This is a genomic window from Nostoc sp. KVJ3 (assembly GCF_026127265.1).
Classification (GTDB): Bacteria; Cyanobacteriota; Cyanobacteriia; order Cyanobacteriales; family Nostocaceae; genus Nostoc.
Genome location: NZ_WWFG01000002.1, coordinates 1,108,316 through 1,129,167, shown reverse-complemented (window position 1 = coordinate 1,129,167; position 20,852 = coordinate 1,108,316). Strand labels below are relative to the sequence as shown.

14 protein-coding genes are annotated in these 20,852 nt (G+C 40.3%); 7 read left to right on the top strand and 7 right to left on the bottom strand.

Translation table 11 applies throughout. From position 1 onward, the window contains the following. The first annotated feature begins 12 nt into the window (after positions 1-12). From GTQ43_RS20865 to GTQ43_RS20855, 3 genes are all read left to right on the top strand, one after another. Positions 13-198, top strand: coding sequence for a hypothetical protein (locus GTQ43_RS20865; protein ID WP_265274661.1), 186 nt, complete (start codon positions 13-15; stop codon positions 196-198). A 116-nt stretch (positions 199-314) separates the two neighbouring features. After that, positions 315-1,337 (top strand): zinc-dependent alcohol dehydrogenase, encoded by a 1,023-nt coding sequence (locus GTQ43_RS20860; protein WP_265276511.1) that lies wholly within the window; start codon positions 315-317, stop codon positions 1,335-1,337. Between the two features lie 472 nt (positions 1,338-1,809). Then, on the top strand, positions 1,810-2,382 hold the full coding sequence (locus GTQ43_RS20855) for a hypothetical protein (RefSeq protein ID WP_265274660.1): 573 nt from the start codon (positions 1,810-1,812) through the stop codon (positions 2,380-2,382). Positions 2,383-2,508: 126 nt separating this feature from the next. Here the strand turns inward: GTQ43_RS20855 and GTQ43_RS20850 are convergent, their stop codons facing one another. Beyond that, positions 2,509-4,125, bottom strand: a complete 1,617-nt coding sequence (locus GTQ43_RS20850; protein WP_265274659.1) for an ArnT family glycosyltransferase — start codon at positions 4,123-4,125, stop codon at positions 2,509-2,511. 589 nt (positions 4,126-4,714) lie between these two features. Here GTQ43_RS20850 and GTQ43_RS20845 point away from each other — a divergent pair. Further along, positions 4,715-5,884: a hypothetical protein gene (locus GTQ43_RS20845; RefSeq protein WP_265274658.1), complete on the top strand. Its 1,170-nt coding sequence runs from the start codon at positions 4,715-4,717 to the stop codon at positions 5,882-5,884. A 218-nt stretch (positions 5,885-6,102) separates the two neighbouring features. Here GTQ43_RS20845 and GTQ43_RS20840 read toward each other — a convergent pair whose 3' ends face one another. From GTQ43_RS20840 to GTQ43_RS20820, 5 genes are all read right to left on the bottom strand, one after another. After that, positions 6,103-7,419 carry a recombinase family protein gene (locus tag GTQ43_RS20840; RefSeq protein WP_265274657.1) on the bottom strand — a complete coding sequence of 439 codons (1,317 nt, stop codon included), beginning with the start codon at positions 7,417-7,419 and terminating at the stop codon, positions 6,103-6,105. 202 nt (positions 7,420-7,621) lie between these two features. Beyond that, positions 7,622-7,981, bottom strand: coding sequence for a VOC family protein (locus GTQ43_RS20835; RefSeq protein ID WP_265274656.1), 360 nt, complete (start codon positions 7,979-7,981; stop codon positions 7,622-7,624). Between the two features lie 33 nt (positions 7,982-8,014). Continuing rightward, on the bottom strand, positions 8,015-8,635 hold the full coding sequence (locus GTQ43_RS20830; RefSeq protein WP_265274655.1) for a Uma2 family endonuclease: 621 nt from the start codon (positions 8,633-8,635) through the stop codon (positions 8,015-8,017). An 83-nt stretch (positions 8,636-8,718) separates the two neighbouring features. Continuing rightward, positions 8,719-10,896 (bottom strand): tetratricopeptide repeat protein, encoded by a 2,178-nt coding sequence (locus tag GTQ43_RS20825; RefSeq protein ID WP_265274654.1) that lies wholly within the window; start codon positions 10,894-10,896, stop codon positions 8,719-8,721. Next, the gene (locus tag GTQ43_RS20820) at positions 10,847-12,190 is read right to left on the bottom strand and encodes a P-loop NTPase fold protein (RefSeq protein WP_265274653.1); all 1,344 of its coding nucleotides are present in this window, start codon (positions 12,188-12,190) and stop codon (positions 10,847-10,849) included. Before GTQ43_RS20820 ends, GTQ43_RS20825 begins: the two co-directional genes overlap by 50 nt. 636 nt (positions 12,191-12,826) lie before the next feature. Here GTQ43_RS20820 and GTQ43_RS20815 point away from each other — a divergent pair. After that, positions 12,827-14,734, top strand: a complete 1,908-nt coding sequence (locus tag GTQ43_RS20815) for an adenylate/guanylate cyclase domain-containing protein (RefSeq protein WP_265274652.1) — start codon at positions 12,827-12,829, stop codon at positions 14,732-14,734. Between the two features lie 129 nt (positions 14,735-14,863). On the opposite strand, the gene GTQ43_RS20810 is transcribed toward GTQ43_RS20815, so the two are convergent. Then, the gene (locus GTQ43_RS20810; RefSeq protein ID WP_265274651.1) at positions 14,864-16,039 is read right to left on the bottom strand and encodes a homospermidine biosynthesis protein; all 1,176 of its coding nucleotides are present in this window, start codon (positions 16,037-16,039) and stop codon (positions 14,864-14,866) included. A gap of 282 nt (positions 16,040-16,321) precedes the next feature. On the opposite strand from GTQ43_RS20810, the gene GTQ43_RS20805 reads away from it, so the two are divergent. Continuing rightward, complete coding sequence (locus tag GTQ43_RS20805; protein ID WP_265274650.1) at positions 16,322-17,206, top strand: ParA family protein; 885 nt, start codon at positions 16,322-16,324, stop codon at positions 17,204-17,206. 202 nt (positions 17,207-17,408) lie between these two features. Next, complete coding sequence (locus GTQ43_RS20800; RefSeq protein WP_265274649.1) at positions 17,409-20,792, top strand: amino acid permease; 3,384 nt, start codon at positions 17,409-17,411, stop codon at positions 20,790-20,792. The last annotated feature ends 60 nt before the right edge of the window (positions 20,793-20,852 follow it).

Sequence of the window (20,852 nt, the reverse complement as noted above, 5' to 3'; positions counted from 1 at the left end):
GAGGATATTGGTATGAGTACGAGAGCCAACACCTGCCCATGTTGCGGTGGTTCCCTCCTGCGTCATGCCCGTCACGGTGAACTATATTGGTTTTGCCTGTCGTGCCGACAAGAAGTGCCCCTGTTAACTGCTACTCGTTTGCCTAATGTGGATACTCGAAACACCGGGGTGCTTCCCCAGCCAGCGGTGAATACCTAGTTTTTCGCTATTTTTAGATTAATAAAAACTTACTAAAAATCAATAGTAATTTGTTTAAACCTATCAATTGCTTCAACTGGTAAAATCGGATGGAGCTAATTGATAGGTTTAAAGCTTTGTTAGCAGCGTTACTTTATGGGCAAGAAGATTTACGTTTAGAAAAAGTTGCTGACCCCACTCCCGAGGCTGGCGAAGTTGTGATTCAAGTGGGAGCAGCAACAACTTGCGGTACAGATTTGAAAGTCTGGCGGCGTGGTGGCCATGCCAAGATGTTGAAACCGCCAACGCTGTTTGGTCACGAAGCTGCTGGGCGAATTGTTGCCTTGGGTGCAGGGGTTACAAATTGGCAAGTAGGCGATCGCATCGTCGCTAATAATTCCGCCCCATGCATGAAATGCTTTTTTTGTCAACGTCAAGAGTATTCATTATGTCCGAATCTGACCTGGAATAACGGGACATTTGCGGAATACTTGAAAATTCCCGCACCGATAGTACAACATAATTTGTTGCAAATTCCCGATGGTTTGCCGTGGGAATTGGCAGCCATGACAGAACCCTTAGCTTGTGTATTGCATGGTGTAGCTCGTTCTAATATCAAAGCCAAAGATCGAGTCGTCGTCTTAGGAGATGGGGCGATTGGGCTGATGTTTGTGGCGGCGTTGAGTGAGAAAGTCGAGGTTTTGCTGTGGGGAGGTAATCACCAAAGGCTAGAAATTGGTCAGAAATTGGGTGCAACCCAGACCTTTAATTATCATCAAATCCCGGATATTCCTAGTGTGGTAAAAGAACTTACCCAAGGACGGGGCGCAGATGTAGCGATTGAAGCCACTGGTGTACCAAGTGTTTGGGAAACTGCGATCGCTTGTGCCCGTCCCGGTGCAACAGTCAATTTATTTGGTGGATGTCCACGGGATACCAGCATTACCGTCAATACAGAACAGCTACACTACAGCGAACTGACCATTAAAGGCGTGTTTCATAATACACCAGAGTATGTGCGAGCCGCTCTATCACTTTTAGCTAGTCGCAAAATTCCCTTTGAATTACTTATTAGTGAACATCGGCCATTAAAAGATTTAGAACAGGTGTTTTGTGAGATGAAAGCACGACAGGTAATTAAGGTAGCGATGATTCCTTAATTTTTTACTTCATTATGAGCGAAGCGTACCCGTCCAGGGAAGCAAGCTACGCGGAGCGTCTCCAAGAGTTGTAATCGCAAAAGCTTAGTTTGTCGTCACGAGTGCGTAAGTCCTAATACAATACGGTTCGGTTAAGGTTTTTTGATGGAAATTCCAGAGCGTAAAGATGCGATAAATCGCCGTCAAGACGAAAAAATGATTATTGTAGAGACGGCGATTCATCGCGTCTCTTGCCTTAACCGAAGAGTATTGAGTCCTAATATAGCGGTTCTCATGTATGTAAGGTACACCCGTAGGGGCAATTCATGAATTGCCCCTACACCTTACGAGATGATGTTGCACCACATTTGAATGGGAACCGCTATAAATAATATGAAAAATATATGAAGTATTAATTTTAATGAGATAAAAATAAAAATTACTTACTTTGTTGTAATTTCAAATGTGGCATTCTTTAAGTTAAAAAAAGACCATGTTCCACAAAATTCTCGCAACAAGTATTGCAACAGTTGGATTGATGATGACTGTTTCAATTTCTGCGGCTCAAGCTAACCCTAAAGCAATGACCTGGAGAGTGTTAGGAAAACCTTTGGTACTTAACTCCAAAACCTATGTTTTGTTCAGTTCGGATAATGCTGAACCTGGTGGTACTAATCCTTATCAAGGCGACACAAATATCAAGGAATATCGCTCACTGCTCTGCATAAAAAAAACAAATGAGCCAGCACCAGCAGGTCTACCTCCGTCCACTATCAGTCCTGGCGGTGCGACTAAAAACTCTTGGTCTGGCGGTACAGTGTTGGTGATTCCCAATATCCAAGGAAAACAATTAACGTCTCAAGCAGTTGCAGATAATATATGTAACCAAGTAGGACAAATTGTTCGTGGTGTCTCTGGATATCGGATGGCAGAATTCCATGATGGTACTGGTATTAATGCTGGATGGAGTTTCTGGGCAGAAGCTTATGGCTATATAAATGGTTTAGCAGGGTGTAGCCGTTATTGGGTTAACATCAATGACCAACCTGCTGCGACTCCTTGGTAGGGAAGGGCAGGGGGAGACAAGGGAGACAAGGGAGACAAGGGAGACAAGGGAGACAGGGAATTATTTAACAAGTTTCTTCACAATTCCCCATACCCATGCCCAATTCCCAATGCCAATTCCCTACCTTTACAACCGACTAGTATCTTTTGTAACTAACTTCCAGCCTTCAGCTTGGTCAATTAGCTTCATTGAATCTAGCTGGAGATTGTTGAAAGCAGATGCATGAAGCAGGAAGTATGGTTGTCCGTTGTAGTGCCAATAATATTCTAGTTCGCCAACAGAAGCGGGAATGATGGTGCGATCGCTATAATAATCCAACGAGGGACGATGGTAGGGAAAAGATGTGTAAATCTTCTTCGTAGCTGGATTTGCTCGCACAATCATAGCGGCGACTGGTTTAACTGGATAGGCTTCAGATAATTCCCAAACCCAGTAGTTAGATTTCATTAACAACAGTAGCGAAAGATAACTTCCCCAAAACAAAATCTTCAGAAATTGCCCGTCGCCTCGTTCTGCCAAAATAGCTGCTAAGGTCATAGTTAAGGCTACTGCTGCAAAAATCAGTTGTAAGTCTACTTTTGGTGTACCCCAACTAAAATAAATGCTACCAGCAGAAGCAACAACAGCAAGTATCGCTAAACCTGCAACCCAAGCACGGGGATAGGATGAGAGTAAAGGCGAATTTTCTGTATCTGATAACTGGATACCAAAAGCTAAGGCTAAACTAGGGTAAATCGGGAATAAATACCAAGGAACTTTGGTAATCATGAAGGAAATTACCAATAGATAAACACCACTCCACGCCAATACTAATTTTGCCCAGCTAAGGTTGCGATTTTCCCAGGTTAAGCGGACAGTTTGCGGCAAGAATAACAACCACGGCCATGTGTACTTGAGAAGTTCAATCACATAGTACCAAGGTGGTTGAGAACTCCCCTCTACAACAGAGCCAATTCTTTCTACTGATGGGTTTACAGTGTCAATCTGAGCGAAAGTGTAGCCATAGTGAATTAGTTGGGCACCATACCAACCAGCTACAGGCAGAATGCCAATGAAGATTGCGATCCACAGATAGTAACATGTGAGCAGTCGTGGTGTATCCCAAAATAGAAATACGATCGCGATCGCACCTAGTAATACGCCTAGCAATCCTTGAGTTAGGCAAATCAACCCAAAACTCACACCAACACCAAGACAATAACGTAAATCTCGGCGCGATCGCAGCACGCACAACATCATCACCATCAAAAAACTTACCATCGCCCCATCCAACATTGCCAGCCGCCCATGACGCACTACAGGTAGCATTGTTAGATAAATCAAAGCGCTATAAATAGCAGCCCAACGTTGGCGAAATATCTCTCGAGCAATGCAATACAGTAAAGGTACAGATGTCGCTGTTAAAATTGCTCCAGGTAGACGTGTTGTAAACTCATTTTCGCCTCCTAGAGAATAAGCCCAAGCAATGAGCAAATGCATCAAAGGCGGTTTGTTATGATATGGTTCACCTCCTAGCGTTGGGTAAAGCCAACGCATCGAACCTGCTGGAGCGTGCCAAATTTCACGAGCAACCTGTGCCACAGTCCCTTCATCCCAATCTCGCAACGGCAATCCTCCCAGATTGATGCTAAATAGTAACACTGCTGCCAACAGCAATACTATTAGCCATACCCAATCAATCCATTTGCCAACCGTGCGATTTTGTTTTTCTAGATGACTCCAAATAAAGCTTCCTTCTTGCATATTCTATGGTAATCATTTTACTTGCTGGTTTGATTACATAGAGACCGGAGCGAATCTCCAATGTTGCCATCCAGTAGCAACGTATATTATTAACAATTGCTAGTTTCCAAGATTAACTCAACTTTCTCTAATTAGCGCTATTTTTTGAAAAGTTTATCTTAGCTATTTAAAGAACATATCCGCCGATAAATGATACAAATAATACATTTAAGAAATTATTTATTACCTGCTATTTAATCCGTAGATTAACTTGTGTTTTATTTTTGTTCGGATGCTGAGTTTAGTTTTTATCTACTTAGCTATCAGTTAAATAACTCAAGAAATCACGAATTAATTGCTACATTTTTTCAGTAACACACTCAACACTTCAAAATTTTAAACATAACTTTTGGAAGTGTTTATTTCTATCCTAAATCATTCGTAAAAAATCAGATTTCCAATTTCTTAAAGAAGTCGGGAATCTGGAGACTGCTAAAAGTTTTGGCATTTTAAATTTAATTAAGCAATTATTCAATTAAAACATCTGTGTTATACAATCTTGTAAAAGGAATTTTTACAAAAATCACTAGAGAATGATTGGAGCCTATCAATGAATTTACCTGTTGTTGTGGATATTGCACTTGGCTTAGTTTTTATTTACTTGATTTTGAGCTTGCTAGCTTCTGAAATACAGGAATTGCTCGCCACATTATTACAGTGGAGAGCTAAACATTTAAGAACTTCAATTGAATTACTTTTATCAGGTGGTAGTGAAAGTGAGAGATCGGATATTATTAATGCAATCGACTTGGTACAGAAACTTTATAACGATCCTTTGATTAATACATTAAATCACCAAGCCAAGGGGAAACTAGAAAAGCATTTCCGGGAAATTACTAAAAACCCTGATAAACGATTACTAGATAAACAAAGTGGCCCTTCTTATCTTCCTTCTGAAACATTTGCAATTACTTTATTAGATGCCTTAAAAATTCCCCAGCTAATCAATCATGTGAAACATCCTAGTGAAGAAGCAAAAACCAACTTGCACATGATATTAGCATCTTATAAAGAACTTAAAAAAGGTATAAACGATCCAACGAGTCCAAGTTACACAAAAATTCAAGAAGTTTATGGAGATATTGACCAGAAATTTCGAGATTTTGTGAATAATGAGTTACCTGATGAAGTCCCTGATAGTTTAATCAAGAGCCTTGGTGTAATTGCTGAACGTAGCAGGATAAAGATTGGCGATCTCACAGAAGAAGTGAATCAATTTAAAAATGAAGTAGAAACATGGTTCGATCGCTCGATGGATCGAGCAAGCGGTGTTTATAAGCGCAATGCCAAAGGAGTTGCTATTTTAATTGGAATATCAGTTGCCTTTTTAACCAATACTGATACATTTCACTTAGTTAAAAGACTGTCGGAGGATTCAGTTATCCGCTCTACCATTACTCAAAGTGCAAGTCAACGAATCGATTATATCAATGATGAAGCAGCCAGAAGGGGGATTGAGAAACTATTAGGAAATGCTTCTATACCCATTGGATGGCAAAATATTAATCAACAGTTTGAGTTATTAGATACGACAAAATCGAATAGAGTTTACATCAGAATTTCACAGGTTTTTAAATTAATTTGCGGTTGGATAGTGAGTGGTTTTGCTATTGCTATGGGTGCGCCTTTTTGGTTTGATATCCTCAATAAAATTATCAATGTGCGGAATGCAGGGCCAAAACCTGTTGCGTATACTAAGGATCAACCGTCTCAGAAATAGTCAATTTCAGTCAGGGTAAATAGAATGATGCCTCCGGTGCGCGGCTTGGGCAACGCGGCTATACAGACAAAACCCACCTTCAATGGTTAAGGCAAGAGACGCGATAAAAGAGACGCGATAAATCGCCGTCTTTACAAGAATCAGTCCTTCGTAGAGACGGCGATTTATCGCGTCTGGTGATTTATATATGATTTATGATTTATAAACGTCCCTTTAATTTAAAAAATAAAAATAACTTGGAGTTTTAATTCTTTATCCTCAACACTAATCTCAATTTTTCTGATAAATTCTCGAAAGTAAAATCGTCGCTCTGTTTCCGACAAATCTAACCAAAATTGTGGTATGGAAACAGCTTGAGCAACAGAACGCAAGTTAACTGGAGGAAGAGTCGCCAACTTTGCTTCGAGTGCAGAAATTTCTGTGCGGAGTTTGTAAGCCCTTAGCTTTGCTGTTTCAACATCTAAAATTCCAGTTTCAATTAAAGCGGGTAACTGAGCAAGTATTTCTTGCTGACGAGCGATCGCTTGTCCTAAACTATTCTTGACTGCATCCAATTGCGGAAAATTCATCCCCGCTACAGCTAAGGGTAAATCACGGCAAACGGTTTCAATTGTATGTTCCAACACCTCTTGGTAGGGAATAGCCTTACACTTGGGGCGTTGAGGACAGCTAGTAGAACGTAAATAAAGATACTCCTTATCTTGGTTGCGTTGGGTGACACGGGTAACTGTCAGATGTGACTGACACTCAGCACAGACAACCAACCCAGCTAAAGAACGCCTAGCACTAGCAGTTCGGGATGGTAAACGGCTGTTGCGGCGTAAAAGTCGGTCAATTTGGGCTGCTTCTTCCTTAGAAATTATCGGAATGTGGGTATTGGAAATAATTTCACCATTTTGGTAAGCTGTATTGCCACGATAAACTGGATTAGTCAACCAGCGTCTTCCTGTGGTTACAGAGATTTTTTTACTGTATTTTTTCGCCAAATAACGAACTGAACCGCGTAGGGAACCATAGAGTAAAAAGTGTTCAAAAAAATCTTTGACTACTGGTGAAGTACTGCGATCGATAGTATATTGTCCCTTACCTCTGCGATAACCGTAGGGAACTTTACCGGGTGGCGGTGCAACTTCAAGCCGATTACGGGCGTGTCCTTGACGGATGCGACGACTGCGTTGTTGACGCTGGATTGCATTGAGCAAATTTAGCAAGTCAGCACCGAGAGGGTAATTTTCCGAAGTGTAGGGTTGTTCAGTGGCAATTATCGCTACTCCCATCGCTTCGAGTTGATGCAAGCGATCGCTAATTTCCTCTACAGTATCCCCTAATTCTTCCAATCGCCGAATCAAAAGATAATCTGCCGGTTCAGTTTCGCAATCGGTAAATAATTGTTGTAATTGCGTTCGCGTAGCGTGTCCAAAGGACTCTGGCTTACCCAAATCTTCATAAACCCGATCCACTTCCCATCCCCAATCAGCTTGATCGGGAGCAGATTCTAATAGTGGATTGGTGTAAGAGTAGGCAATTATTTTCATTGGGCATTAGGCATTGGGCATAGTTATTCTCTTTGTCCCTAAGAGGATGTCTGAAAAGTATCAAATATTTGTTGATCCCCCCTAACCCCCCTTAAAAAGGGGGGAATAAGAGTCTTAAAGTCCCCCTTTTGAAGGGGGATTTAGGGGGATCTCCAAGTGTTAGGTGTATACAAAAAAACTTTTCAGACATCCTCTAATCCTCTCACTGCTGACTCAACTCAATAATATTTCCATCAGGATCTTGAGTGAATAAGGCAGGGCGACCAGAAGCGCTGGGTTGAATGGGATAATTGTGATTGAGTAACTCTTGTTTGGCAGCGTCCAAGTTAGCAACTGAGAAAGCGACATGGGGGTTGCGTCCCCATTTTTCGTTAGGGTTTTCGGTGGGGACAGTAGGTGCAACTATCAGGTGAATTTGATAGTTGCCGACTTGATACCATGCACCAGCGTATTTTAGGGAACGATCTATTTTAGATAGTCCCAATACTTTGCCATAAAATTGTTCAGAGCGTTCTAAGTCAGTTACGAGAATTGCTGTGTGGAGACTTTGGGTAATTTGCATTGTCGGTAAGTGCGATCGCGTTTATTTAAATAACTATGCAGGGTATGCACCAGCTTGAAAAATCTGTTCGGCTGTTAAATCTAACTCTGGGAAAGTAGGCGAGACGATGCGTTCATCGCCTCTAAATTGAGTAACTTGGTATTCACCGTCAACTAATTGGTAAACAGAGATAGTGGGTTGTTTAGGATTACCGATAAACTTTTTACCACCGATAGCCAAATAATCAACAATCCAATATTCTTTTATCCCTATCTGTTCATATTCACCTAGCTTTTTATGATAATCATCCCGCCAGTTAGTACTAACAACTTCAATCACTAAAGGGATCGAATCGGCAAATTTAACCGTGGAATATTTCTGCCAAAGTGGTTCTAATTTTAAAGCAGGGCGGTTGAGTAATAGCAAGTCTGGAGAATAGCAAGACTGGCTACTAGCAGATTGGACTAATGCTGTTTTTGGAATTGAATAAGGTAGACCATTGCGAACATACTCAACAGTAATTTTTTCAGCTAAAAACCCAACAATATCCTCATGATCTCCGACTGGTTGTGCCATTTCAACAATCACGCCATCATGTAATTCGTATCTTCCGCCTTCGGGCCGCCACGCTGTAAAATCTTCAAAGGTTACTATTTTTGGTATGGCTTGAGTCATAAATTGTTACCTTGGCAACTACTTGACCGATACGGCAATCTTATCTTATGAGCATATAAATATAACTATTTGACATCACCCCATCACTCTGGTAATCTCTCTAACGCCTCCCGTGCGATCGCTCCCCAATATTCATCCTTATATTCAACATATATCTCGAACGCTGTCTGCAAATGAACCCTCGCCTCTGCGTAGTTTTCTTCTGCTTCTGCAAGCGCTCCTAAACAGTGGTAGGTGCTGGCTTGGGAATAGCGATCGCCAAATTCGATATCGATAGCCAAAGCTTGTTGGTAATTGCGTCGCGCCTCCTCAAATTCACGCAAATCTTGGGCAACTCTTCCCAACTGGTGGTATGTGCCAGCTTGAGAATAGCGATCGCCAAATTCGATTTTGATCGCCAAAGCTTGTTGGTAATTGCGCCGCGCCTCCTCAAATTCACGCAAATCTTGGGCAACTCTTCCCAACTGGTGGTATGTGCTAGCAGAAGAATAGCGATCGCCAAATTCGATATCGATAGCCAAAGCTTGTTGGTAATTGCGCCGCGCCTCCTCAAATTCACGCAAATTTTGGGCAACTCTTCCCAACTCGTGGTATGTCGCAGCTTGAGAATAGCGATCGCCAAATTCGATATAGATAGCCAAAGCTTGTTGGTAATTGCGCCGCGCCTCTTCAAATTCACGCAAATCTTGGGCAACTGTTCCCAACTGGTGGTATGTGCCAGCTTGAGAATAGCGATCGCCAAATTCGATTTTGATCGCCAAAGCTTGTTGGTAATTGCGCCGCGCCTCCTCAAATTCACGCAAATCTTGGGCAACCATTCCCAACTGGTGGTATGTCGCAGCTTGAGAATAGCGATCGCCAAATTCGATTTTGATCGCCAAAGCTTGTTGGTAATTGCGCCGCGCCTCCTCAAATTCACGCAAATCTTGGGCAACTCTTCCCAACTCGTGGTATGTGCCAGCTTGTTCATAGCGATCGCCAAATTCGATATAGATAGCCAAAGCTTGTTGGTAATTGCGCCGCGCCTCCTCAAATTCACGCAAATCTTGGGCAACTCTTCCCAACTGGTGGTATGTCGCAGCTTGAGAATAGCGATCGCCAAATTCGATTTTGATCGCCAAAGCTTGTTGGTAATTGCGCCGCGCCTCCTCAAATTCACGCAAATCTTGGGCAACTCTTCCCAACTGGTGGTATGTGCCAGCTTGTTCATAGCGATCGCCTATTTGTTGTTCAATTTCTAGACGCTGTTGATAGAAAGTTGTCGCCTGTGTAAATTGTCTCAAGTCTAGATAAATATTCCCTAGTTTAAACAAAGTAGCAATTTCGCCGTGAGGATTCTGAAGTTGCTGTGAAATACTTAAAGATTTTTGATAATAAACGATCGCTGTATCAAATTGCCTTTGCAGCCGATAAGAATCTCCTAATGTGTTGAGGACTTCAGCATAGAAAGTAGAATCTGTAAACTCATGAGCTATTTTTTCCGCTTCTTCTAAATATTCTCTAGCTTTGATAGGTTCTTTCTTACTCAGATAAGCAACTCCTAACTGATGCAAAATATTACTACAGTTGCGAAGGTTTTCTCCTACCGCCTGATGTCCAGTAGGTTTATATTCCATTAACAGGCGGTGTAATAAATCGATCCGCTCTTGTTTTTCTGGAGGTTCTAATCTGTCTATAATTCTCTCAGTATTTTGAGCTTCATTAATCGCATGATCTTTAGTAATTTGAGGTGTTTGAAACCGAAACATCCCCGATTGCCAAGCCCAAAAATCAGGAGCAAATTTGGCTAACCGAGTCAGGGCATAATCTGGTAAAATAAACAGAATCGGATAAGGAACAGTTCTTTTATAAGCATCTCTAACAAAGTTGAGGTCTTGTAAAACTGGCGGATAGTCTCCATGAACGCCAATAGACTTTTCTAACCCTTGTACAATCAAGACTAATTTTTTGTTAGGTTCTATTTCAATCGTTGGTAATATCTTGACAATTTCATCCCTGAGAAATCGCAAATTTTCATCAGAAAAATTCAGACTAACAAACTGAATATCCCGACACTCAGGATTTGTCTTTAACGCCTCAACTAATATTTCTGCATCTGGGTAAAAATTAATTTCTACAAAACCAATCGTAAATTTTTCTGCAAAGTCTACAAAGGTGATTAATTGAGCAAATATATCTTGATTAAGCGCGATAAATGCCCCTATTTCTAAACTAAGGTTGCGCGGCGAGTGCGGATTTGATGGCTTTCTGGAAGAATTCATTTTGCTTCACCACTGGATTGGGGTAATTCCACCGTTTATTGCCGTTGTATTCCAAAACTGAAGTGTTAAACAGCATTAACTGACCGATATCATCTTTGCTGACATTTTTGGTTATACAAACTTGGGCTAAAAACGCATAATGTTCTTCAGGAATAAACCTTTCAAAATTAAATTGCTGTTGTTTCACAGCATAGATAATATCTTCGGCAATAATTTTAGGATGTTTGCGAGTGCTAGCAGTTAAGCAAGCAGTCTGTATCATCTGCATTAATTGGCGGACATGTCCTCCACTGGCTTTTGCTAAATCTAGCAATTCCTGGCCAGATTCAAATATAGCATCAATATCTACCCGCTTTTCAATGAGGCTAGCAACTGCTTCTAGTCCCGTTTGATTGTAGTTTAAATCGCAGCGATCGCGTTCCAATTCATAAATATTCACCATTGGCACAATATGAGGATTCCCATCAAACTGATTGAGTGGGTTTTTAGGCGAACAAAGTACAGAAATTGGCACTGTATAAATTATCGTGCAATCTAGTTCTTGTAATTGAGGCGCATAATCAAAAAATAAATGTTCTGCAATCGTCGGTGGTACACGATCCATGTTGTCAAAAATAATCAATAAACCCTTATATTGAGGGAATTTTTTTCGGAGTTTAACGTAAGCATCTCCCAATAAAAGGTTAATATCTGCCTTCAGACGTGATAAGTCTTTTTCTAAAGTTTGGCGAATGGTAGTTTTTTGTTTATCAGATCCTTTAATTTGTGCCAGTAATTTGACCATCAATTTCGCAATAAATGGAGCCTCTGGTTTGAGAGTCGCTTCTCCCTGAATACTGACAGATTTTTCCACAGTTTCCTCGGTTTCTTTCGTAATATCTTTAAACCAAGATTCAAAGTTTTCCAAAAGTTGAGCATCAAATTTTAAACCTAACTTACGCAACTCAAATTCTACTTGTTTGATGACAATTAAATATAAGTCTGTATAACGAGCATCATTAATATCGGTTTCTTCGTTAACTTCCAAATAAATTACGTGGTATTGTTTTTCCCATTGCTTCTGAATGCGTTTTAACTCCGTACTTTTGCCACAGCCGCGATGTCCGGTAAACAAAATTGTGCGGAAATCTGTGGGTTCTTGAAAGTCTAAAATTTGACTAACTTCTTCAATTGCTGAAGTTTTGCGAACTGCTGATAAATCAACATAGTAGCGCTCCATCTCTTCACCCTCTAGCGGTTCAACATTACAAACTTGAAATGCAGCTTTGAGAGTATTCGCACGCTGGTGATTCATTGGGTTTTGACTAAGTTTATAAATACGACTTTATCAACATTAAATTTTAGGCGATCGCAGTGCGATTTTACATCCGATCAAAGTTTACTTTTTGAACAAGCAAGGCAAGGCAATATTTTATACCTTAGCCAATGTGGTGCTTTTCATATACATCTTACTCTCATTCCCTTGCAGAGAAGGGATTGGGGGTTAGGTTAACGCAGAAAAGTTTTGTTAAAATAGCGATCGCTTACAAACCATTTTATTGAGTATAAGCTGATGATAACATTCAGGCTTTTATTCAATTGTCAATCCTCCAAAAGAAGGATTGTAGTCATTTTTGCTCAACTACACCGAGTTAAAGCATAAAAATTTTATATTTGACCAATTAATATTAATATCAGTAAAAAGCTGAGTATTAACAAGTTCTACAAATTATGAGCCTACAGACTTGTATATTGAGCAAAAATTTGAACCAATACCTGAGATAATTATCCATCAGTAGTGGTAAATCAAACAGCATGAGAATAAGTTTAAAAATAAATAAATCATTTTGATTGAATATGTTAGCGCTCAACTTGTTATCAAGCAAAAACAGTACAACAAGTTTATGAAAATAATCTCTAATATGATGCTTTGATTTTATCTAAAAAATACATGGAACAAGTGATTACTTTAATGCCAGATGCTTTATTAGTAACCAGTAATTTAGGAAAAATCAAAAGAGTCAATAATGCTGCTCAAAAATTACTTGGTTTTACTGAAGAAGAATTAATTGATCGACCAATATCAATGATAATAGACGACGACCAAATATTAATAGAAGCTATTTATCAACATTCTTATTTTAAAAAAAGCTTCCAGAATATAGAAGTAGTTTGTCGAACTAAAACTAGAGAGAAGCGGTTGATTTCTTTTTCTTGTTCAGTAATTCCGAAAAAAACCAAAGGATTAGAAGATATTGTCTATATTGGTCGGGATATTACTGCTCGACAGCACCGAGAACAGCTTACAAATGCCCAGTATAGTATCACTCGAATATTATCAGAATCCCAGAGTGTAAAGCAAGCAATTCCGCAAATTTTGCAGTCGATTTGTCAAAACTTGGGATGGGATTTAGGCGAACTTTGGACAGCCAATCAATATATTGGCACTTCGGTAAATAGACACAGCCTCAATGCAGTACTAAGGTGTGTGGAAATTTGGTCAAGTCGATTAATTTCGGTGCGAGAGTTTAAAGCAATTACTTGGCAAACCACCTATACACCAAGTGTTGGCTTACCTGGTAGAACTTGGATTAGACGTTTGCCCTTGTGGATTCAAGATATCACAGAAGATGGAGACAAAAGGCGATCGCAACCTGCGGCTGAGGCTGGCTTGCATGCAGCTTTTGGCTTCCCCATCTTAGACGATAGTGAAATCTTAGGGGTGATGGTTTTCTTTAGCCGAGACGTACAACCAAAAGATAAAGACCTATTGCAAATGATGGGTTCCATTGGTAGTCAAATCGCCCAGTTTATCAAACGCAAACAAGCAGAAAATGCTCTTGTCGAAAGTGAAGAACGATATCGAGATTTATTTGAAAATGCTAACGATCTGATTCAATCTGTCAATGCATCTGGTCGTTTTCTGTATGTTAACCGTGCATGGCAAGAAACTTTAGGATATAGCGAAGCTGAAATTGCGAATATGACTGTTTTCGATATTATACATCCAGACTTTAAACAAGAATGTTGGCAAAGATTTTATCGTGTATTGTCAGGAGAAAAATTCGATCAAGTAAAAGCGGCATTTGTTACTAAAGATGGTCAAAAAATATTTCTAGAAGGTAATATTAATTGTAAATTTGTCGAAGGTCATCCAGTTGCAACTCGTGGCATATTTCGCAATGTCACCCAGCGCATAGCAGCAGAAGAAGCGCTACGTCATCAGCAAGAAGAAACCGAACGTTTATTACTGAATATTTTGCCAACTGTAATCTCCAAGGAACTGAAAGAAGAACCAGCTAATATTGCCGAAGACTTTGCTGATGTCACAGTTTTATGTGCAGATATCATCGGCTTTACCGAAATTGCTGCTTCGATAAGTGCAGTTCAAGTGGTAAACTTACTTAACTCGATTTTCTCAACTTTCGATCGCCTCACGGAACAATGTGCTTTAGAGAGAATCAAGACCATTGGCGATGCTTATATAGTAGTTGGTGGCTTACCTACACGTCGTCCAGATCATGCTCAAGCGATCGCTATTATGGCACTCCAGATGCAAACTGCGATCGCTCTATTTAATACTGAAAATAACCAAAACTTCAACATCCGTATCGGCATCCATAGCGGTTCTGTAGTGGCGGGAGTAATTGATCTCAATAAATTTACTTACGATCTCTGGGGAGACACGGTAAATATCGCTAGCTACATGGAATCTCAAAGTATTGTTGGTAAAATCCAGGTTACAGAAGATACTTATCAGTATTTATGTGATGAATTTTTATTTGAAAAGCGAGGAGAAATCAAAATTCAAGGCAAAGGGGAAATGACAACTTATTTTTTGATTGGACGGAAGGGATAAAGGGAATTGGGAATTGGGAATTGGGCATTGGGCATTAGTTATTTATTCTTTCTCCCCCTACTCCCCCTGCTTCCCCTGCTTCCCCTGCTCCCCCTGCTCCCCAATCTCCCCTCACTCCCCACTCCCTACCTAATGAGCATTGGGAATCAACCGACCACAGGGATAAGTCGCTGTTTGTTTTGAAGCACTATCAGCCACTGCTGCGGGAATCTGATCTGATGGTTGGTTTTTAGCTGCTAGATAGTCTTTTTGCAGTTTATCTAAAATGGCTTCTCGCTTGTCATATACACGCTTCAGGGGACGAGGCTGGCACTTATTCAAGACGTATGCTGTTACCAATGGTAAAGCGATCGTGCTATCGGTATAACAAACAATTGTGTTAGGCAACTCTTCCGGGTCAATTTTACCCCAACTGACGGCTTCCGATGGGGTTGCTCCAGATAAACCGCCTGTATCTGGGCGCGCATCGGTAAACTGCACAAAGTAATCGTGTCCTCGTTCTTCTAATCCTAATACTTCGTGAAGCTGCGGTTGAGTTTGAAGCAAAAAGTTCTTAGGACTACCGCCACCAAGAATTACAGCCGCACTTTTGCCTCCTGACTCACGAGCATTATATGCGATCGCAGCTGTTTCATTCACATCAATTGATGGATCGATCACTAACTGCGAACCTTCCAAAGCCAAAGCCGCCACATTCATCCCAATAGAGCTATCTCCTGGAGAAGACGTATATATAGGCACACCATACTCATAAGCAGTAGCCAGCAAGCAGGAATGCTGCACACCCAGTTGCTTTTCTACCTCGCGAACATACTTACCCAGTAAATGGTGAAACTCAGCAGTTCCCATCCGCTTCTGAAAAGCTTCCCCTTGTAAAATCTTGCGGATAAACGCATCAGTTTCTAGCAGCACATCGTAACCAAAGATAATGTCATAAATGCGAATAGTCCCTTCTTGGCGCAGCTTCACATCATCCAAAAATGGATTACCAGCAAAAAGTTCAAAACCCAAACCGTAGTGCATATCGTGGTAAAGATTTGCACCAGTACTAATCATCCAGTCAATAAAGCCATTGCGAATTAAGGGTGCAAGCGCTGAAACCCCAAATCCTGCTGGTGTCATCGCACCGGAAAGGCTAACTCCCACCGTGACACCTTCTGTTAGCACATCACGACTCAGAAGTTGACAGATTTCCCGCAACCGTGCTGAGTTATAAGCAGTGAAGTATTGATCGATCAGATCCACTACACTGATATCATTGGATATAGGTGTAGGTGCGATTTTTTGACCCAGCTGTTTAGACATTTTGGCACTCCCGAACAGTAAACACGCCGAATCTAATGTTATCTAGCTTTCAAGCAAAGTGGCAGTAATTTAACTGGCCCATTTCATCAAAAAACAATCCGACGGCAATTATAGCAGTCCTCAATGATTTATGAAATTCTCTATTTCTTTTCTTGGCGGTATGCCTCCGGCACGCTATGCGAACGATAAGTTTCCGAAAATATTAAATTTAATGGAAGATTTAATAAATCGCGAGAGGTGTACGCTACCTAGATGTGAATGCGTCAACAGAGGACTCAACCAATGGGATATGTAATTGCTACTGCAAACATGAAAGGTGGCGTTGGTAAAACCACCCTCACCGTCAACTTAGCTACCTGTTTAGCTAAAAATCATGGCAAGCGCGTGCTTGTCCTTGATTTAGACAGCCAAATTAGCGCCACACTCAGTTTGATGTCGCCTTTAGATTTTGCCAAGCGACGTAAACAAAGCAAGACATTTAGGTATTTGATCGATGAAGTGATCAATCCAGACCCACAGGCAAAACTGACAATTCAAGATATTATTCAATCCCAAGTTTGTAATCTTCCCGGACTAGATTTATTGCCAGGAGACATCGACTTATATGATGAATTTGTTGTTTCCGAAATGCTACATCAACAAGCAACTGCATTAGGCGAACAAGACTTTGAAACAATTTGGAATCGTTTTGAGCGGGTCTTGATAAATAACATTTTAAAACCAGTCCGTCAAGAATATGATTTTATCCTTCTTGATTGTGCCCCCGGCTATAATTTATTGACTCGTAGCGCTTTAGCCGCCAGCGATTTTTACATCCTGCCGGCAAAACCAGAACCCTTATCTGTAGTGGGTATTCAACTGCTAGAAAGACGCATTGCCCAATTAAAAGACAGTCACGGGCATGAAACTAAAATAGATATAAAAATGCTGGGAATTGTATTTAGTATGTCCAGCGCTAACCTTCTCACTGGCAGATACTATAAACAAGTTATGCACCGTGTTGTGGAAGATTTCGGGGTAGAAAAAATTTGTAAGGTACAAGTACCAGTTGATGTCAACGTTGCTAAAGCTGTTGATAGTTTTATGCCAGCTGTTTTAAATGCTCCCCAATCAGCTGGTTCAAAAGCATTCATTCAGTTAACTCAGGAGCTGTTGCAAAAGCTATAAATACCTACTCTAAAATCATCTGAAAGCTTAGATACCCGACTTTTTAAAAAAGTCGGGTATCTACATAGCGCAAATTTTCATAAATCAGATAGGATTACTAAAAGTAATTTCTCTTTTCTATAAGTTCAGCAGTTATACGGAAGCTATATACAACAAGATTGGGCTATTGAGTGAAAAGGCCAGTAAATCTTACTAAGAAACAATGCTTACTAAAAATTCTATACAGGCAGAGAAAAATCAGGACTTGGTAATACGCCTACCACGAACTCTGAGTTATCTCGAAACCTGGGGGTTTGGCTTAACAGGTCATGTGGGATGGATTGGTACTGCTCCCATTATTCATACAGCGTTAGGGCCTAAAGCGATCTTAGTTTGGTTTGTTGGCACAATCATTTCCTTTTTACTGAACTTGCAAGTGCAAAGTCTAGGCAAACATTGGCCAGATATCGCTGGAGGAACGCCAAATTATACGACAAGGCTATTAAAGAACTTTCCTCGCTTAGGTGCTTACGTAGCATTAGGATACTTTTTTAGCTGGGCAGCAGCACCGGCACTGTATGCAATGATTCTCACAGACCTAATTAAAGTCAATTTTGAAACATCAGGTATTTCTTGTCCAGAAACTTTATTAAAAGTTTTATTTACAGTCATTCCTTTTATTTTAGCGTTCAGTGGCACTCGTGCTTTAGCGCTCCTGCATTTATTTTTTGTATTCCCAGCAATTTTATTACTGCTTTTATTTTCTATTCAAGGGGTTTTATGGTTAGCCTTCTCAACTGATGGGTTGAAATTTATTCCAACTAACACAAATAGCCTCAGCTTTCAAGAATGGGCAAAGTGGTTTTTTCTGGCTAGCTATTCAATTTATGCTTGTGAAACCACTTCTTCTTTTGTTGCTGATAGCCACCATCCCTATAAAACTTTAAAGTTCTTGACTGTAGCTGCTTGGCTAATTCCTCCAGTCTTTCTAGGTGGTTCTTGGGTATTAATGTGTTCAACTCCAAATCCAGCAATAGGTGACGATGTGTTCCTAAATCTGGTAGCAGCTTCTAAGCCTTTTTGGGGTGAATATGCCTCTTTTCTAGTAACACTTTTGATTACTGTATCTTGCCTTCTAAGTTCTGCCACCGCAGTTTCCAACTCTCCTCGGATATTATACCAACTTGCCTTGGACAGACAGATCGCTCCTATATTTGCATTAGTTTCACCTCAAGGTGTCCTTGGGCCAGCTATCTTCGTTACCTTTCTCATCAGTTTGCTGTGTCTAAATTTGGGAAATATATCTCAACTTGTCACAGTCGCAGGAACCTGTTATCTGATGTCCATCATGGGATTACATCTGGGATTATGGTTGTGTCGGGGGAAACCCCATGTGTTATGGCCTTGGTGGTCGCTTGGTTTTTTCTTTTTAGAAGCGGTAGTTCTAATAGTAGGAGGTTTAGCTTGGAATTGGAGAGATTTTTCAGTGGGATTATTATTACCCATTGTTCTGATGATAGGAGATGTAGGGCTACGTCGCTTAAGATTTGCACCATTCCAATTGGAATGGTGGACACAGCGTTACTATACTCGGTCTAATATAAACAATTCAGACTTTCTGATCCTCCAGGTGATTGTCCTCGTATCATTAATTTGTATTACTGCCACAAGCAGTTGGGTTATCCGCGATTTATTAGGCAGAGTTTCTGATAATCCTCAAAACTCTTTGCTCGCAATTCTGTTAGTGACGCTCTCTTTGATTGGGGTTGCGATCGCTTGCTGGACAACTCTACCACAAATTGTTGCTATTGATGAGGCGCGCAAACAAGCAAAAAACTTATTTATTACTACTCTCGATACTGTTCCTGATACTGTTTTAGTGTTAGATGAAAATGGGACAATTTGTCAGACAAATGCTGCTGCTGAACATTTATTTCAAACAACTGTTCAGGAGTTACTGGGAAAAAAGTTGAATCAACTTTTAATCTACTATCGTGGTAAACCAGACAAATGGTCTATTAGGAGTGAGCAAACTTTAAAAATCAACCAATGTCTAATAATTGTTGAATCGACTATTTCTCAGCCATTTAATTCCCAACTCCGAGAGTATGTTGTTATTGTCCGTGACATCACTAAGCGGAAGTTAGTAGAGGAAGAATTAGTTCAATATCGTTATCAGCTTGAAAAACTGGTTCTAGAACGCACTATTGAACTTATTAGAGTGAATCAACAACTTGAGCAAGATATTATCAAGCGTCAACAAGCACAAGAACAATTACTGCACAATAGTCTTCATGATGGGCTAACCGGATTACCTAACCAACAATTATTTATGGAGCGGGTGCAGCAAGCAATAGAATGTACCAAACAGCAAAATAATTATTTATTTGCCGTACTATTCTTAGACATAGACCGTTTTAAAGTTGTTAATGATAGCCTGGGACATCTACTAGGAAATCAACTTTTGATTGCTATTTCCCATCGGCTAAAGTCAGTTCTGCGAACCGGAGATATAGTTGCTCGTTTTGGTGGAGACGAGTTCACAATCTTAATTGAGGAAATCGAGGATATCAATATCGCCATACAGGTAGCCGAGCGAATTAAAAAGGTGCTAGCTATGCCATTTCAATTAAATGAGCATAGAGTGTTTACTAATGCTAGTATTGGCATCGCTTTAAGTAAACCAGATTATGAACAAGCAGCGCACATTCTCCGCGATGCCGATGTAGCGATGTACCGTGCCAAATCACTTGGTAAGGCACGCTATGAGGTTTTTGACCAAAAGATGTATGAGGGTGCATCTTTGCTATTGGAATTAGAAACTGCTTTGCGAAATGCGCTGCTCAAGCAAGAAGAATTTCGCCTTGATTACCAGCCAATTATTTCACTAATAACTGGCAAAATTATTGGATTTGAGGCTCTCTTACGTTGGTATCATCCAGAAAGAGGACTCATTTCTCCTCAAGATTTTATTCCCTTGGCTGAAGAAACGGGAATGATTGTTAGTATCGGAGAATGGGTGCTTTCTGAAGCCTGTCAGCAAATGCACAGATGGCATCAACAATTTCCTTGCTCAATACCCCTGACAATTAGCGTAAATTTTTCTGGTAAACAAATCACGCAACCTGATGTGTTTAAACAAGTTAAACATATTTTGCAGGAAACTGGACTGGAGCCATGTAGTTTGAAGTTGGAGATTACTGAAACTTTGTTGATGGATAATTTTGAATTAGCTACCACCGTGCTTTCTCAGTTAACAGAGCTAAATGTTGAGATGCACATGGATGATTTTGGGACTGGTTATTCATCCTTGAGTTATCTACACCGCCTACCAATCAAAACCCTGAAGATTGACCGCTCTTTTGTTACTAATATAGGCAGTCGAGGAGAAAATTTAGAAATTGTGAGAGCGATTGTGACATTAGCTCATAATTTAAATATGTCTGTAACGGCAGAAGGGATAGAAACTGTAGAACAATTAGCGCAATTGAAGGCGTTACAATGTGATTATGGACAAGGGTATTTTTTCTTACCACCTATGAAAAGTTCAGAAGTAGAAATACTACTTTCTGCTAATTTGTGTTACAAAAACTTTTTAAAGAGGTGAGAATGTTGATATCGAATTATTTTTGGAGAAACACCTTGTAAAATTGGGCAATTAGTTCTA

Excerpts from the sequence above, each read along its gene's own strand:
- GTQ43_RS20865 (WP_265274661.1), top strand. The coding sequence starts at position 13 with ATGAGTACGAGAGCCAACACCTGCCCATGTTGCGGTGGTTCCCTCCTG.
- GTQ43_RS20855 (WP_265274660.1), top strand. The coding sequence starts at position 1,810 with ATGTTCCACAAAATTCTCGCAACAAGTATTGCAACAGTTGGATTGATG.
- GTQ43_RS20850 (WP_265274659.1), bottom strand. The coding sequence starts at position 4,125 with ATGCAAGAAGGAAGCTTTATTTGGAGTCATCTAGAAAAACAAAATCGC.
- GTQ43_RS20845 (WP_265274658.1), top strand. The coding sequence starts at position 4,715 with ATGAATTTACCTGTTGTTGTGGATATTGCACTTGGCTTAGTTTTTATT.
- GTQ43_RS20840 (WP_265274657.1), bottom strand. The coding sequence starts at position 7,419 with ATGAAAATAATTGCCTACTCTTACACCAATCCACTATTAGAATCTGCT.
- GTQ43_RS20835 (WP_265274656.1), bottom strand. The coding sequence starts at position 7,981 with ATGCAAATTACCCAAAGTCTCCACACAGCAATTCTCGTAACTGACTTA.
- GTQ43_RS20830 (WP_265274655.1), bottom strand. The coding sequence starts at position 8,635 with ATGACTCAAGCCATACCAAAAATAGTAACCTTTGAAGATTTTACAGCG.
- GTQ43_RS20825 (WP_265274654.1), bottom strand. The coding sequence starts at position 10,896 with ATGAATTCTTCCAGAAAGCCATCAAATCCGCACTCGCCGCGCAACCTT.
- GTQ43_RS20820 (WP_265274653.1), bottom strand. The coding sequence starts at position 12,190 with ATGAATCACCAGCGTGCGAATACTCTCAAAGCTGCATTTCAAGTTTGT.
- GTQ43_RS20815 (WP_265274652.1), top strand. The coding sequence starts at position 12,827 with ATGGAACAAGTGATTACTTTAATGCCAGATGCTTTATTAGTAACCAGT.
- GTQ43_RS20810 (WP_265274651.1), bottom strand. The coding sequence starts at position 16,039 with ATGTCTAAACAGCTGGGTCAAAAAATCGCACCTACACCTATATCCAAT.
- GTQ43_RS20805 (WP_265274650.1), top strand. The coding sequence starts at position 16,322 with ATGGGATATGTAATTGCTACTGCAAACATGAAAGGTGGCGTTGGTAAA.
- GTQ43_RS20800 (WP_265274649.1), top strand. The coding sequence starts at position 17,409 with ATGCTTACTAAAAATTCTATACAGGCAGAGAAAAATCAGGACTTGGTA.